Below are 15,833 nucleotides of genomic sequence, written 5' to 3' on the forward strand. Positions count from 1 at the left end.
AGACGAAGTTCGAAAAAGAGGCATGTACTCAAAGGACTTTTGTCATTCTGGTAACAAAGTGCGGCACGAATTTTAACGTGTCGGCGGGGATAGCAAGTTTTCGGGAGCAGGGACGTCTGCAATGAAGAGGGCAATGCTTCAGCGCGGAAGGTTGATGCCGAAGGTATTGACGCCTTGCTGGCTGTGCACGAAAACGGTCCCGCCGTGCATCAGGGCGATGGCTTTGACGATGGCCAGGCCCAACCCGTGGTTGGCGCCGCTGTTGCTGCGTGAAGCGTCGACGCGATAGAAGCGTTCAAAGAGCATAGGCAAGTGTTCGCTGGCTATTTCTGCGCCGGGGTTGGCCACGCCGATGCAGACATGGTCGTCCTGGGCCTGAATGTCGACCCGGATCACTTGCCCTGGTTCGGTGTGTTGCACGGCGTTGTGCAGCAGGTTGATCAGCGCCCGTCGCAGGTGGGCTTTTTCGATACGCACGCTGGCGTCGCCCTGGACCTCGACCCGCACGTGGGCGTCTTCGAGGATGAAGTCCAGATAATCAAGGGCGGTGGCGACTTCTTTGGCCAGTGAGGTGGACGTCAATTCGGTGGCCTTGCTGCCTTGGTCGGCGCTGGCCAGAAACAGCATGTCGTTGATGATCGACCTCAATCGCTCAAGCTCTTCCAGGTTCGATTGCAACACTTCGAAGTAATGCTCGGCTGAGCGTCCACGGGTCAGCGCCACTTGAGTTTGACCGATCAGGTTGGTCAGCGGCGAGCGCAGTTCATGGGCGACATCGGCGTTGAAGGATTCGAGCCTTGAGTAGGCTTGCTCGACTCGCTCCAGCGTCGAATTGAATGAGCTGACGAACTGGTCCAGTTCAGGCGGTAGGGACGACAATTGCAGGCGGCCAGACAGGCGTGGGGGCGCCAGTTTCCGAGCTTCCAGCGATAGGCTGACCAAGGGTTTCAAACCGATGCGTGCGACCCAGTAACCCAGCACTGAAGCGAGCACGATGCCGGCGGCCGCGAGGCCGATCAAGGCGATCAGCAGCGAGTGCTGGGTCTGCCAGAAAGTTTCGGTATCGATTGCAATCAAAAACCGTAGCGGCGGGCGTTGATCCTGTGCCGGGAACTGGCTGACCAGTACTTTGAACGGGAACTCATGGCCGGCCAGTGCCATGTCGCGCATGCCCGGCGGGCCCTTGGCGAACTGGCGGATTGCGGCATCCGGGTTTCCGAATTCATAGGTCGGGTTGTCGCTGACGACCCAGAAGCGGATGCGTTTGTCTTCTTCGCTGAGCAGTTTGAGTTTGGCGCTGATCTTCGCCCAATGCTCGGGAGTGCCAAATCGGGTAACGGCGGATTCGAGCACGCTGTAGCGCGCTTCCACCTCGGCGGCGGGCAACTGGCCCAGGCCTTTTTCGACTTGCAGGTAAAGGGCCCAGCCGATCAGCAGAAACACCAGCATTGCGACCAGCGCAAACAGGCTGCTCAGGCGCAGGGCAATGGAATTAGTTGCCACTGCGGTTCTCCAGCACATAGCCCATGCCGCGAATGGTGTGCAGCAGTTTCTGCTCGAACGGCCCATCCAGTTTGGCGCGCAGGCGTTTGATCGCAACTTCGACGACGTTCGCATCGCTGTCGAAATTGATATCCCAGACCATCTCGGCAATTGAGGTTTTCGAGAGGATCTGACCTTGGCGGCGAGCCAGCACGCTGAGCAGGGAAAACTCCTTGGCGGTCAGGTCCAGGCGCATCCCGGCGCGTGTGGCCTTGCGGCTGATCAGGTCGATCCAGAGGTCGGCGATGCTGATCTGTACCGGCTCATGGCCGCTACTGCGTCGGGTCAACGCTTGCAGGCGTGCGACCAGTTCGAGAAAAGAGAAGGGTTTGCCCAGGTAATCGTCCGCGCCTTCGCGCAAGCCGCGAATGCGGTCGTCGACGTTTTCGCGAGCGGTGAGCATGATCACCGGTGTCTGCTTTCGCGCGCGCAACGCACGTAACACCCCGAACCCGTCCAGGCCCGGCAGCATGACGTCGAGAATGATCACCGCGTAGTCACTTTCCAGCCCCAGGTGCAGGCCCTCGATGCCATCGCGGGCCAGATCCACGGTGTAGCCCTGTTCGGTCAAGCCCCGGTGCAGGTAGTCGGCGGTTTTCTCTTCATCTTCGATAATCAGCACACGCATGGGGCGACACTCACTTGTCTATGGCCAGAGCCGTTGCGGGGTCAGGCGCAGGGTGTGGCGGGCGCCGATGGAACAGCCGCTCTAGCTGCAGGTAGATCACCGGCGTGGTGAACAGAGTCAACGCTTGGCTGACGACTAACCCTCCGACCACCGCAATCCCCAAAGGTTGGCGTAACTCCGCGCCGACGCCGTAACCGAGCATCAGCGGCAAGGCGCCGAGCAGGGCCGCGAGCGTGGTCATGATGATCGGTCGGAAGCGCGTCAGGCAGGCTTCATAAATAGCGTCTTGTGGGCTGAGCCCTCGATTGCGCTGGGCATCCAGGGCGAAATCGACCAACAGGATACCGTTTTTCTTGACGATACCGATCAGCAGCACGATGCCGATAAGCGCCATGATCGAGAAGTCCTGGCCCAGCAGCCAGAGCAGCAACAGTGCGCCGATCCCTGCGGAGGGCAGGGTCGAGATGATGGTCAGGGGGTGGACGAAGCTTTCATACAGCACACCAAGGATGATGTACACCGCCACCAGAGCTGCCAGGACCAGCCACGGCTGGTTGGCCAATGAGCTCTGGAACGCCTGCGCCGCCCCCTGGAACGAGCCGATGATTGCTGCGGGCATGGCGATGTCGCTCTTGGCCTTGTCGAGCATCAGCACCGCATCGCCCAGCGCCACGCCGGGGGCGAGGTTGAAGGACAGATTGGCGGCCGGGAACATGCCGTCATGGCTGATGGACAGGGGACCAACGCTCGGTGGGTCGACCTTGGCCAGAGCCGACAGCGGGACCATTTCGCCACTGAGCGGTGAGCGCAGATAGAAATAATTCAGGCTCTCGGCCTTGCCGCGTTGCTCGGTATCGAGTTCAAGGATGACCTTGTACTGGTTGATGTCGGTCTGGTATTCGCTAATCTGCCGTTGGCCGAACGCATCGTACAGCGCCTGGTCGACGTCACTGGTCGTCAGGCCAAAGCGCGCAGCGGCGCTGCGGTCGATGCTGATGTGGGTGATGCTGCCACCCAGTTGAAGATCGTTGGACAGGTCACGGAAGGCCGGGTTTTCCCGGAGCTTTTCGGTCAGGCGCTGGGTCCAGGTATTGAGGAGCTGACCGTCATTGCTCTTGAGCACGTACTGGTATTGGCTTCGACTCGGGCCGGAGCTGAGGTTGATGTCTTGCCCGGCGCGCAGGTACAGGACGATGCCCGGCACTGTTGCCAGTTTCGGCCGTATGCGGTCGATGAACTCGCTGACCGATACATCGCGATCGCTGCGATCTTTGAGGGCAATCCAGAAACGTCCGTTGGCGATGGTCTGGTTGCTGCCGGTCACCCCCACCGAATGAGAAAATGCCTGGACCGCCGGGTCTTCGCCGACGATTTTGGCTATCGCCAAGTGCTTCTCAACCATGTCAGGGTAGGAAATATCGGCGGCGGCTTCGCTGGTGCCGAGCACGAAAGCGGTGTCCTGGACCGGGAAAAAGCCTTTGGGGATGACGATGTAACCGGCGACTGCCAGCACCAGTGTCATGCCGAAAATCCCCATCATCACGCGCTGGTGAGCCAGTGCCTTGCGCAGACCTCGTTCGTACAGCGCCAATAAGCGCTCGCCGAAGCCCGGTTTGGCATCTGGATCATGCTTGGGGGCGCGCATGAACAAGGCTGCGAGGGTGGGTGCCAGGGTCAGCGAGACCACTACCGAAATCAGAATGGTCGCGGTGGCGGTGAGGGCGAACTCCTTGAACAGCCGCCCGACCACGCCGCCCATGAACAGCAGCGGGATGAACGCGGCCACCAGCGAGAAACTGATCGACACGACGGTGAAGCCGATTTCCCCGGCGCCCTTGATCGCGGCTTCGCGCATGCCGTCGCCTGCTTCGAGGTGGCGGTGAATATTCTCGACCACCACAATCGCATCATCGACCACGAACCCTACGGCCACGACAATCGCCACCAGTGTCAGGTTGTTCAGGCTGAAACCGAACAGGTACATCATCGCGAAACTGGCCACCAACGACACGCCCAGGACGCTGCTGACGATCAGGGTTGCTGATAACTGGCGCAGGAACAGGGCCATGACCGCGACCACTAACAGCACGGCGATCAGCAGGGTTATTTCCACTTCATGCAACGACGCTCGAATGGTTTTGGTCCGGTCGTTGAGCACTGACACTTCCACCGACGCCGGCAGCATTTCCTGCAAGCGCGGTAACTCGCGCTGAATGCGATCCACGGTCTCGACGATGTTCGCCCCCGGCTGACGGAAGACCACCAGGTTGACCCCCTGTTGATCGCCGGACCAGGCTTTGACGTAAGCGTTCTCCGCACCGTTGATCACCGTGGCGACATCTTTGAGGTGAACCGGCGCGCCGTCTTTGTAGGACACAATCAGTTGCGCGTAATCCTCGGGTTGGAACAGCTGATCGTTGGCAGAGAGCGTCGAGACACTGTCCTTGCCATACAGCGCGCCTTTGGCCAGGTTCAAGCTGGTGTGTTGCAGCGCCACGCGCACGTCGGCCAGGGTCAGGCCCAAGGCCGCGAGTTTCTCCGGCGCGGCCTGAACCCGGATTGCGGGGCGTTGTTGCCCGGTAATGTTGACCAGGCCGACACCGTCGATCTGGCTGAGCTGGCGTGCGAGCAAGGACTCGGTGATGTCACTGAGTTCGGTGCCGGGCATCAGGTTTGAGCTGACGCTGAGGATTAACACCGGGCTGTCGGCCGGGTTGACCTTGCGCCAGGTCGGCAAGTTGGGCATGTCTGCGGGCAGCCTGCCCGCAGCGGTGTTGATGGCCGCCTGGACTTCCTGGGCGGCGGTGTCGATGCTTTTGCCGAGGGTGAATTGCAGCGTCAGATTGGTCGAACCCAATGCGCTGCTTGAGGTCATTTGTGTCATGCCGGGAATAGCGCTGAACTGCACCTCCAGCGGGGTCGCGACCGAGGAGGCCATGGTTTCCGGGCTGGCGCCTGGCAGGGAGGCGGCGACCTGGATAGTCGGGAACTCAGCCTCTGGCAACGGCGCGACAGGCAGGCGCGGGAAGGCAATCAGGCCCAGCAACACCCCTGCAAACGTCAGCAGCAAGGTGGCGACCGGATGATCAATGCACCACGCCGATACCGACCCTCGGCCTTTCATCGTGCGGTCTCCATCGCGGTGTCTGGTCCGTCAATGGGCGGTGCGGTGATTACCTCCACGCGCGCGCCAGGTTTAAGCCGGGATTGGCCGTCGCTGACCAGTACATCACCGGCCTTGGGACCTTTGATCAGGGTCAATTCACTGTCTTGATACACCACTTGCACCGGCACCACTTCGACCTTGTTGCCGTTCACGCGGTAGGCGAAGTGCTGATCAACGCCACGCTGGACCACTTGCGGCGGTACTTTCAACGCATCCCGGTCAATGGCCGTCTGGATCTTGATGGTCACCAGCTGGCCGGGCCAGAGTTTCTCCGTGGGATTGTTGAATTCGGCTTTGGCGCGAATGGTGCCGGTGTTGGCAGTCACCTGATTATCGATCAGGGTCAATTTGCCCTCGCCCAACAACGTGCCGTTATCGGTATTGCCTATGTAGGCCTGGACAGTCGCTGGCGTGCTGCCGTGGACCAGTGTCTGTAAGGTTGGAAGCATCTGTTGCGGTAAAGAAAACTCGACGGCAATCGGGTCGATCTGGGTCACGGAGAACAGACCTTGAGCGTCGCTGACGCGCAGGAAGTTACCTTCATCGACGTTGCGGATACCGACGCGCCCGGTCACCGGTGAGCGTATCTGCGTGTAGGACAACTGCACTTGTGCGGCCTCGATCGACGCCTGATTGCCTAGCGCAGTGGCCTGAAGCTGATGGACCAGCGCTTGTTGCTGGTCGAACGTCTGCTTGGAAATACCGTTGTCCGTCGTCAGCAAGCGATAGCGTTTCAAATCGATTTGCGCGACGTCCAGTTGTGCCTGGCTTTGTCCCAACTGAGCCTGAGCCTGAGCCAGCGTCGCACGAATCGAACGGTCATCGATGGTCGCCAGCAGGTCGCCGGCTTTGACTTGCTGACCTTCCTTGACCAGCAGTTTGGTCAGGATGCCATCGACTTGGGGGCGAACGATGACACTGTGCAGCGAGAGCACTGAACCGATGCCGGTGACATAGCGCGGTACATCCTCCTTGACCACGCTGATGACCCGGACTGGAATCGCCGTCGGCGCTGATACTTTTGCCGGGGCAGGACGGGTCAGGCTCCAACTGGCGAGCGCGATGAGCGCAACGATGGCGCTGGCGGCGATTGCGGTTCGGGTCTGTTTACGCATGCAGGGAAGGCGCCGGGCAAGTCAAAGGGAAGGACAGGGATGAGAGGAGGCGCCTGGTGCAGGCTTTCGTCATCGTCAGTGTCAGCCCCTTCTTTATAGCCTGCCAACCCGGTCAGCAAAATGACGGCTAACTGACAGAATGGACAGCTAGCGCCGTAGGCAGGCTTCGCCTCTCTGTTCTGCGCGTCTGCGCGCGGACGGTCTATTAAAGAAAAGATGAGCGTTGACGATAATAAATAATAGGCATCAGGTGCCTGTTTGATATGATCGGCTGAAAGGTTGGTGAAAGAAACCCGAGGAAAGTTCTTACTTATAGTTTTGAATACCCGGGTGAGTTCTTTTTTTCAGCGTTGTTTATTGATGTGAAACGCCGCACGGAGTCCTGCAATGAACGGTAGCTCGGTCAGGTGTATGTTGTTTTCGGTCGTGGTGTTTACCTTCAGCGCCGGGGCATCAGCCAACGGTGGCGTTATCCACTTCAGCGGGCAGGTGGTCAATACTGGATGTGCGGTCCAGCCACTGTCTGAAAGCCCCTATTTTAAGGCGCTGCAGCCGATTCGGGTCACATCGGAAATCACCCTTGCCGTGGACACTTATCGGAATGCCTGCAGTGGTGATGTCATTCCATTCAATACTGCATTCACGGCACTTTCCTCTTCAGGTGCGGTGGAGGGTACAGGGTTGTCTCTGGACAAAGAGTCCAGGGTCGGGGTGGTTACGTTGACCTACCAGTAGTGTGTGGGCGGCGAGAGGAACCCCGGAAATAAATGCGGTTTTTGTTCTTCTGATTGAAGGGCGCGTGACAGGTTTAGATCAATGCAAACACTGTATTGAAATTACGTGAATCGTAACTTCGCTCACACTTTGCATTTGCTCTTTTCGCGCAAAGCCCCTGTTTCCGGGCGCCTATCGATAATCAGGAATATTCCCACAGAAAGTGCCTGCTTTTCCTGTTGCCAAATCCATACTCGTAATGTGGTTATCCTGACATCGGATGATGCGCCGTGCCGTTATAGTTCTGTTCGTCCAATGATGGGCATACAGAACGAACGCAAGGAATGTCGTTAGCATGAAAAAATTCTCTCTCACACTGGCTGTACTGGGTGCTTTGGGCTTGGGCGCAGCAGGTTCGGCCAACGCTGCAAATAACGGGAAGCTGGTGTTCAACGGCACGCTGACCAACATCTCTTGTAACGTCGGGCCGGGCGCTGGGGTCGGTGCCGGTCCTAATGGCGATATCAATATTGATCTGGGTAACGTTTCGTTCTCGGATATTGGTTCATCGACCGCAAGCAAGCTGGAAACCGCTACACCTGTCCAGCTGCTGGTCAATTGCAGCGCAGGCGTCGAGCAATACGACACGGTGAAAATGCGCTTCATCGCACGCTCTGGCAGCGGTCTGGATAACAACGACGCCAAGCTGTTGCGTACCACGGGTGCCGCAGACGGTGTCGGTATTGGCTTGCTCAACGCGGAATCTCAGCTTATGGACTTGAGTGGCACCGAGACGATCGATAAGCCGCTGATCAAGGATGGTACGAGCGGCGCGACGGCAGAGCTGAATTTTGGAGCGGTCTACGTGCTTAACGGCACCCCGACCAACCCAGGCAACGCTGATGGGTTCATGCCTTTCGTACTTGATTACGAGTAAAGCCACTGGCGGGGTGAGTCGTACTCACCCCGTCGCACCTCGACTCAAGGTGAATGCCATCATGTTTTACACCGCAATCCGTTATGCCTGCTTCTCGCTGGCGCTGACGCTGGCCGCCAGTGCCCAGGCGGGCATCGTACTCAACACCACCCGCGTTATTTACCCGGCCGAGGACAAGGAAGTCAGTTTCGGCGTGCATAACAGCGGAGGCGGAGAAATCCTCCTGCAGTCCTGGCTTGAATCTGACGCACAGGGCACTGTCGATTTGCCATTTGTGATTATCCCGGCGCTGGCCCGCATGCCGGCTGACAGTAAACAGTTGCTGCGCATCATGTATGCGGGCGTGGACATGCCGCAGGACCGCGAGTCGGTGTTCTGGCTCAATGTGCAGGAGATTCCTCAGGCCGCCGCAGAGAACGCCTTGCAGATCGCTATTCGTCAGCGCATCAAGGTGTTCTTTCGACCTCAAGGGTTAAGGGCCGAACCGGCACAGGCCTCGGAGAAACTCCAATGGCGTGTGTTGGAGGGCGACAGGTTGCAGGTGAGCAATCCGGGGCCTTATTTCGTGTCCATGGTCAGGATTGACGTTCTGGAGGGTACGACTCACGTGCTGAAGAAGGACAGCCTGATGTTGGCACCGAAACAGTCTCTGGACTTGCCGCTTGCCAAGCCGGCCAATGGTCATCCCTTAAACGTTGGCTTCACCAGCATCAATGACTTCGGTGGGCTAGTGCCCTATAGGGCCACGCAGATCGCCAGCGAGGCGGTCAATGCGATCAAGGTCGCCAAGACCGACACCGGCGTCCACTAGCGACCGCTCCAGAACTTTTTATTCACCGGGTAACCCGAGTGGCGGCACCTGCCCGGGCTCGGCAGTTTTGCGCCTGCGCGAAAGGATTCTCCGGCGCGGCAGTACTCCAAGGATTGAGTGATAACAGCACATGGAACGGCTCAACCGAAGTACCCAGGGATTGTTCTCAGGCCATTCCCTGCACGCGAATAAACGCGTCACGAGGTTTTACGCGTGCGCATCGTTCAGCCTCAGTGCGCTTGCCATGAGTGTGGGCATGGCGTTTTCGACGTCAGCCGTGGCATCGCCCGATCAATCCAGCGACCCTGGAAAGGGCCCCTCGATGAAATTCAACACGGCGTTTATCCAGGGCACCGACGAGCCCGCCGACCTCAAGGAGTTTCTGCGGGGCAACAGCGTTTTGCCTGGCGTCTACCGGGTGGATGTGTACGTCAATCGGGTCCTGAGTGGACGCAATGATGTCAAGTTCACCCAAAACCCGGCCTCAGGCTTGATCGAACCCTGCCTGACGCTGGAGATGCTCCAGGCCTTTGGACTGGATATGGAACGCTTGCACAACGACGCAAGCCTGGCGGTTGATCTGCAACCGGGTGCCTGTTTTGACCTGGCGGCGCAGGTCGAATTTGCCCGTGTCGACTACCAGCCCAATAGCCTGCGCCTGAGTGTCAGCGTGCCGCAGACCGCCATGGCCCGTAGCGCTCGGGGTTACGTGTCACCTGAACTCTGGACTGAAGGCGAGACCGCCGCCTTCATCAATTACAGTTTCAATGGCGCCCGTCGGCACAATCAGCAAGCGCGCACGGATCAGTATTACCTGGGCCTGCGAAATGGCCTGAACCTCGGCGCCTGGCGCCTGCGCAACGAGTCGTCGCTGACCTACGGCGGCAATCAGCCTTATCGCTTCAGCAGTAACCGCACGTTCGCCCAGCGCGACCTGACGCGGCTCAAGGGGCAACTGACACTCGGTGAGATCTACTCAAACTCGCTGATCTTCGACAGTGTGCGGTTCAGCGGTGCAGAAATCGCCTCCGACGACGGCATGCTCCCTGACAGCGAGCGGGTCTACGCTCCGACGATTCGTGGTATTGCCGAGACCAATGCCACGGTTGAAGTTCGCCAGAACGGCTTTCTGCTGTACAGCAGCAACGTTTCTCCGGGCCCGTTCGAGATTACCGATATCTACCCCAGCGGTTCCAATGGCGATCTATCGATCACGGTAGTGGAGGCGGATGGGCGCACGCGCACCTTTACGCAGGCGTTTACCTCGTTGCCGATCATGGTGCCCCACGGTGCGTTGCGCTACAGCCTCGCCGCCGGTCGATACGACAGCAATGCCGATCAACAGGCCTCGCCGACATTCACCAGTGGCACCCTGGTTTATGGCCTGTCCGAACGGTTGACCGGGTTCGGTGGGCTGCAATGGGCCGAGGATTATCAAGCGGCGAATGTCGGGGCCGGCGTCAATACCGGCCTGGGGGCTTTTTCGGCCGACCTGACGCAGTCGATCAGCCAGGCGCGTGCGAGCAAGACTAGCCAGGGCCAAAGCGTGCGGTTGCGCTACGCCAACACCCTCGACGTGACGAACACCACCTTTGCCGTCGCCGGTTATCGCTATTCCACTGAGCAATACCGCACGCTGCAGGAGCACGTAGAGGAGCTCGATGGGCGCATCGCTCGAACGGTCACCGGCCGGGCAAAGGATCGGGTAGAGCTTAATGTCACGCAGTCGCTGCCAGGGCAATCCGGTTCGTTGAGCCTGACCGCCAGTGATCAGCGTTACTGGAACCTGCCGGGCAAAACCCGTCAGCTGTACTTGTCCTATAACGGCGCGTGGAAGACCGTCAGTTACAACCTGTCGATCGAGCAAAACCAGCAATTGGACGGTGACGGGCAGGCCAACACCGATCATCGGCTCTCCCTGAGCCTGACAGTGCCGTTGGGTTCAAGCTCAAGCGCGTCCCGGGCATCGTTCAATCTGGTGCGCGACAGCCAAGGTGATTACAACGCCCAGGGCGGTCTCAACGGTCAGGTGCTGGACAATCGAAATGCCTTCTATTCGCTACAGGCCGGGCGCGACAGCAGTTCCGGCACTTTCGGCTCCGGCAAACTTAACACCACCACGCCCTACGGTCGTTTTGAGGCCGGGTACAGTCAGGGTCGCGATTACGATGCCTTTAGCCTGGGTGCGTCAGGGTCGCTGGTTGCCCACCGTGGCGGGGTGAACTTCGGCCAGCCTTTGGGTGAAACCTTCGCGCTGGTCGAGGTGCCAAACGTCAGCGGTGCAAAACTGACCAACTACAGCAACGTCGAGACTTCGGCCAACGGTTACGCGGTGTTGCCTTACGCACAGCCTTACCGAACCAATTGGGTCAGTCTCGACACCCGGCAGTTGGGGGCGGACGTCGAGGTGGATAATGCCATCGTCCAAGTGGTGCCTCGTCGTGGTGCCGTGAGTGTTGTGCACTTTGCAGCGTCGATCGGGCGCCGCGTGCAATTCGAACTGGTGCGCGCGGATGGTAGCAAGGTGCCGTTGGGCGCCAGCGTAGAGGATGACCACGGCAAGTCTTTGGCGGTGGTCGATCCCACCAGTCGCGCGTTGGTGTTGACCGGGCAAGATCAAGGCGTACTGCGGGTGAAGTGGTCCGATCAACGTTGCCGGGTGCCCTATAGCCTGCCGCCGAAGGACCCGCTACGTGCCTATGAACGACTGAAGGTCACCTGCCAATGAGTCTGTTGAAACGACTCAGTCACAGGCTGATCGGCCCTATGTTGCTATTGATAGGGGTCGCCAGTACCGGCGCGCAGGCTGCGGTGTCCCTTGCCGGAACGCGGTTGATCTTCGACGGGGCTTTTCGCGAAGTCAGCATCGACGTGATTAACCGCAGTCCCCGCGAGGTGCTGCTCCAGGCGTGGTTGAGCAGCGCTGCGGGTGAGAGCGATGGTGTGTCTGATGATCTTCCGTTTGCCCTGACGCCTCACCTGTCACAGCTGCCTGCTAACGGTAAACAGGCGCTGCGCATCCTGTATGAAGGCGTCGGCATGCCGCAGGGGCGGGAATCGCTGTTGCACCTGTACGTGATGGAAATCCCCCGACGCGCAGAAGGCGAGAACCCGCTGAGCATTGCCATCCGCCAGCGGATCAACGTGTTCTATCGCCCGCCAGGTTTGCCCGGTGATCCGGCCGATAGCGCCCAGGAGTTGCTCTGGAACCTGACCCGCGATGCGACCGGCGCGACATCGTTGCGGGTCAGTAACCGGTCTGCTTACCACGCCTCTCTCCAGAACCTGCGACTCGATGGTATCGACGGTAAACGCGACGTTAGCGACTACCTGCTGCTGCCACCGGGCACCACCCGAACCCTGCCCCTGGGCACAGACGAGCCAGCCAACAATCGCTGGCAACACCTGTCCTTCAACGCCCTGACTGACTACGGCGGTCAGCGTAATTACCGCGCGGAGGTCGACTGGCATTTGCCGTTCAAGGCCCGGTTGCTGCCGGACACTGCCCACCTGGAAGCCCCTGAATCATGATCGATATTCGCTGGATTCGCCTGTTATTGCTGACGCTGTCGCTAAGCCCTGCCACCTGTCTTGCCCTGGTCTGCACGGCGCAAAACACCGGGGCCGTGGTGATTAATGGCGATCTGGGCAGCACCGTTGCCATCCCTGCCGCATCGCCCGAGGGGACCATCGTCTGGCGCTCGGATCGGTTCAATGCTCAGGTCGAATGCTTCAAGGACGGTCTGCAAGAGCAGCAGGAGGAAGTGTTCATTTATTTGAACCCGGACAACGTGCCGATTGGCCAAGGTATTCGCGCGGGTCTGACCGTCGACGGTATCGACTATCTACAGAGCAGCGGCCGGATAGGCACCGGCCAGAGTCTGCCTGTTTGTCATGAAAGTGACGCGAATATGGCTGCGTGCCCGCGCATCACCTTCAATCTGGCGTTCTCGGTGTTCGTGCAAAAGTTCGGTCCGACCCCACCGTCAGGGGTGGCCAGTCATCTGCTGGACTATCGGATGTTCCAACTCGACAGCGCAGCAGGTTTGAACCCATTGCCCGGCTACACCCTGAGCTACGTCATCAATAACCTGACCGGCCTGCGTTTCATTGCCTGCGATGCCGAGTTACAGGTCACCCCGGAGACGGTGGAGTTTGGCTCGATAGGGATTCAAGAGGTCGCGGTGGGGCGGGTCATTGATCGACGTCCGTTTTCACTGGTGACCAGCCGCACCTGTGACACACCCTTCAGCCTCGATGCGCGATTCAAGCCAGTGTCAGGTGTGCTGTCTGGCGATTTTCTGATTCCCACGGCCAACGACGGCGTCGGCATCCGCATTATCAATGGCCGCGATGGCGCAACGTTGCCTTACAACCAGCCCTTCCATCTGGCGGATCTGCTCGGGACGAGTCAGTCGGCGAAGGCCGATTTCGAGGCCGAACTGGTCTGGCAAAGCCAAACACCCAAAGCGGGCGCCTTCGAGGCTGAAGTCATCATTGACCTGTTTTACAAATAGCAGGCGATGGGAGGTGAGAGGTGATGGCGGCAGGTCGTCTGCGATTCAGGTATGCTGCCGGGCCTTGGGCGACTGCCCATTTTCGCCAGACGACTGACTCGATACTTTTGGAGCTTCCATGACTACCCCCGAACACACGCCAGCTCCTGAAGCCGTCGCCACCGAAGAGGTGACAGTCGTCGAGCCGGGTGCTGAAACCACCGATAAAAAAGCCGCTATTCCTGCATTCAGCTTTCCATTCAAGCCGGGCGAGCTGTTGCAAGCCAAGACTCAAGACTCTCTGTATTACAAGAAGTCGGGCAAAGCCAGCCATAACAAAGTCCCCGGTGTCGCGCCTCACGGCACCCGCAAGACCATGGGCAAGCGCTGATTTTCAGCGCTGTTCAGCTACGCCAGACGCTATGCAAAAGAAATGAAGGCATAGTCCAACGGATCGGCGTTCACCACCTGAACGCCGGCCCGCTGCAGCGTATTGGCAATCTCCCCGCCCGATACGTGAAAAACCCAACCCGACTCGACGGACAGCGCAGGTAACGTGCCGCGCCACTGCCGGGCGATTATTTTTTCGGCAACGTGGTCACTGCATCCCACTCGTTCACGGTGGCTTTTCGGGTTTGACGTTGATACAGGCACAGTTCGGTGCCGGGCTTGTTCTTCATGTGCGCCTGCGGGTAGCGGCCTTTGAGCAGGAGTGCGCTGTACCCGACGCTGTCATCGAACAGGGCTGCGGTGCCGGCCGGTTTTACCTCTTTAAGCTGACTGGCTTTCACGCAACTGTCGATGACGGCCTTGTCCAGTTCGCTCCAGGCCTGGCTGCTGGATGCATTGGCGTGGGTCGCAGCAACCGCAAGGGCCATGCACAGCGCCGTGGATGCTTTCATATCTGGCTCCTTTCGAGTGGTGTTTCCGAAAGGCGGATTATGGCAGACGAGATCGGGGGGCGGTCTCAGTCGACAGTAAAGCGCTGGACGTAACGCATACCGGATGTTTCATACAGGCGCCGAGCGTCGTGGTTGCTGTCCATTACCTTGAGGTCGACGCACGCTTCACCCCGCACGCGGAAAGCCTCGAAGGCATGGTTCAACAGGGCGCGCGCGAAGCCTTGGCGGCGGGCGCGTGGATCCACCACCAGATCCTTGATGAAGGCACTGGTCCAGCACTGTACGACGCCGACCAGACCGTGTTCATCGGCAGCGATAAAGCACAGCGACGGGTCGAACTCAGGGTCGGTGGCAAACGCTTTGTGCCAGTGCTCATAGTCCGGCACGCTGCCTGCGCCTTGCTGGTAACCGAGTACCAATAGAGCGTGCACCTGTGGCGCGAGTTCAGGGCTGAACTCTAGGAGGCGGAGGGCGGCAGGCCACGTTGTGGGGGCGAGGGTCTGACGCAGATCGCGGCGCATCAGCCAGCACCAGGCTGTCGAATCCTCTGGCTGGGGGCTCTGTATTAAATGCCCTGGGCCTCGACCGTACGGGCTGCCTGAATCAAGCATTTGGTCAACTCGGGTGAAGAGAATTTAGTCAGCACGGCATTCGCTCCTGCAGACTTGGCTTTTTCGCTGTTCATCTTGCTGTCCAGGGAAGTGTGCAGCAGGACGTACAGGTCCTTGAAGTCAGGCGTTTCGCGCAGGGTCCGGGTAAAGGCATAGCCGTCCATTTCCGACATTTCAATGTCAGACACCACGACGTTGATCTGCTCCTCCGTGCCTTGCAGTTCAAGCAGGCGGTCGATGGCTTCTTTGGCGCTGCGGGCGGTGTGGCAATGGATGCCAAGGTTGCGCAGGGTGATCAGCGATTGCTGCAAGGCGACCTGGCTGTCGTCGACCACGAGGATTTTGGCCTTGGCCAGTACCTGGGCGTCTTCTTCGCTCAGGTGCGCAGGCTCGTCGGCGATGATCCTCGCCGGGGCGATGCCGTGGATGACTTTTTCGATATCCAGCACCTGCACCAGCATGCCGTCGACCTGAGTCACCCCCGTGATGAATGACCTGTTGCCAGAGGCGAAGGGTGGCGGCCGGATGTCCGTGGTCAGGCAATGCACGATCTTGCTCACTGCCTGCACATGCAGGCCCTGCTTGGAGCGGCTGACATCCGTGACGATCAGGCAGCCACCCGAGGGGTCGAGCAGCGGTTGTTCACCAATGGCCCGACTCAGGTCGATCACCGACAACGACGCGCCGCGCAGGACGGCGACACCTTTGACGTGTGGATGGGACTCTGGCAAGCGGGTCAGGGCAGGGCAGGGGATGATCTCGCTGACCTTGAGCAAGTTGATGGCCATCAGCTTGCCGCTGCGCAACGTAAACAGCAGGAGTGAGAGTGAGTCTGCGCGGGCATTATTTGAGGACATATCAACCTTCTGAAGATTAAAGGCGTCGCTACAAGAGTGGCAAACAGCTTTCGA

Annotated in this window: 14 protein-coding genes; 7 read left to right on the top strand and 7 right to left on the bottom strand. The window is 59.3% G+C overall.

Annotated elements, in window-relative coordinates:
• Positions 1-138: 138 nt before the first annotated feature.
• From K0F75_RS06135 to K0F75_RS06150, 4 genes are read right to left on the bottom strand one after another with little or no spacing between them, the layout of a single operon-like run.
• Positions 139-1,503, bottom strand: coding sequence for a heavy metal sensor histidine kinase (locus tag K0F75_RS06135; protein ID WP_219060973.1), 1,365 nt, complete (start codon positions 1,501-1,503; stop codon positions 139-141).
• Positions 1,493-2,170, bottom strand: a complete 678-nt coding sequence (locus K0F75_RS06140) for a heavy metal response regulator transcription factor (protein WP_219060974.1) — start codon at positions 2,168-2,170, stop codon at positions 1,493-1,495. Before K0F75_RS06140 ends, K0F75_RS06135 begins: the two co-directional genes overlap by 11 nt.
• A gap of 10 nt (positions 2,171-2,180) precedes the next feature.
• A complete protein-coding gene (locus tag K0F75_RS06145) occupies positions 2,181-5,294 on the bottom strand; it encodes a multidrug efflux RND transporter permease subunit (RefSeq protein WP_219060975.1) in 3,114 nt (1,037 codons plus the stop codon).
• On the bottom strand, positions 5,291-6,451 hold the full coding sequence (locus K0F75_RS06150; RefSeq protein WP_219060976.1) for an efflux RND transporter periplasmic adaptor subunit: 1,161 nt from the start codon (positions 6,449-6,451) through the stop codon (positions 5,291-5,293). Before K0F75_RS06150 ends, K0F75_RS06145 begins: the two co-directional genes overlap by 4 nt.
• A gap of 387 nt (positions 6,452-6,838) precedes the next feature.
• Here K0F75_RS06150 and K0F75_RS06155 point away from each other — a divergent pair, with 387 nt between their 5' ends.
• The 7 genes from K0F75_RS06155 to K0F75_RS06185 all read left to right on the top strand — a co-directional run bounded on the left by K0F75_RS06155 (position 6,839) and on the right by K0F75_RS06185 (position 13,800).
• A complete protein-coding gene (locus K0F75_RS06155; RefSeq protein WP_219060977.1) occupies positions 6,839-7,186 on the top strand; it encodes a hypothetical protein in 348 nt (115 codons plus the stop codon).
• 334 nt (positions 7,187-7,520) lie between these two features.
• On the top strand, positions 7,521-8,102 hold the full coding sequence (locus tag K0F75_RS06160; RefSeq protein WP_219060978.1) for a fimbrial protein: 582 nt from the start codon (positions 7,521-7,523) through the stop codon (positions 8,100-8,102).
• Between the two features lie 61 nt (positions 8,103-8,163).
• A complete protein-coding gene (locus tag K0F75_RS06165; RefSeq protein WP_219060979.1) occupies positions 8,164-8,913 on the top strand; it encodes a molecular chaperone in 750 nt (249 codons plus the stop codon).
• 244 nt (positions 8,914-9,157) lie between these two features.
• Positions 9,158-11,641, top strand: a complete 2,484-nt coding sequence (locus tag K0F75_RS06170; RefSeq protein ID WP_219060980.1) for a fimbria/pilus outer membrane usher protein — start codon at positions 9,158-9,160, stop codon at positions 11,639-11,641.
• Complete coding sequence (locus tag K0F75_RS06175; RefSeq protein ID WP_219060981.1) at positions 11,638-12,444, top strand: molecular chaperone; 807 nt, start codon at positions 11,638-11,640, stop codon at positions 12,442-12,444. The genes K0F75_RS06170 and K0F75_RS06175 overlap by 4 nt, the downstream gene beginning before the upstream one ends.
• Complete coding sequence (locus K0F75_RS06180) at positions 12,441-13,430, top strand: fimbrial protein (RefSeq protein ID WP_219060982.1); 990 nt, start codon at positions 12,441-12,443, stop codon at positions 13,428-13,430. The genes K0F75_RS06175 and K0F75_RS06180 overlap by 4 nt, the downstream gene beginning before the upstream one ends.
• 118 nt (positions 13,431-13,548) lie before the next feature.
• Positions 13,549-13,800 carry a hypothetical protein gene (locus tag K0F75_RS06185; protein ID WP_219060983.1) on the top strand — a complete coding sequence of 84 codons (252 nt, stop codon included), beginning with the start codon at positions 13,549-13,551 and terminating at the stop codon, positions 13,798-13,800.
• A gap of 187 nt (positions 13,801-13,987) precedes the next feature.
• On the opposite strand, the gene K0F75_RS06190 is transcribed toward K0F75_RS06185, so the two are convergent.
• The 3 genes from K0F75_RS06190 to K0F75_RS06200 all read right to left on the bottom strand — a co-directional run bounded on the left by K0F75_RS06190 (position 13,988) and on the right by K0F75_RS06200 (position 15,779).
• Complete coding sequence (locus tag K0F75_RS06190) at positions 13,988-14,311, bottom strand: hypothetical protein (protein ID WP_219060984.1); 324 nt, start codon at positions 14,309-14,311, stop codon at positions 13,988-13,990.
• 65 nt (positions 14,312-14,376) lie between these two features.
• On the bottom strand, positions 14,377-14,832 hold the full coding sequence (locus K0F75_RS06195; protein WP_219060985.1) for a GNAT family N-acetyltransferase: 456 nt from the start codon (positions 14,830-14,832) through the stop codon (positions 14,377-14,379).
• Between the two features lie 44 nt (positions 14,833-14,876).
• Positions 14,877-15,779, bottom strand: a complete 903-nt coding sequence (locus tag K0F75_RS06200) for a chemotaxis protein (protein WP_219060986.1) — start codon at positions 15,777-15,779, stop codon at positions 14,877-14,879.
• Between the last annotated feature and the right edge of the window lie 54 nt (positions 15,780-15,833).

Source organism: Pseudomonas sp. UMAB-08, assembly GCF_900095225.1.
In the GTDB taxonomy this organism is placed as follows: domain Bacteria; phylum Pseudomonadota; class Gammaproteobacteria; order Pseudomonadales; family Pseudomonadaceae; genus Aquipseudomonas.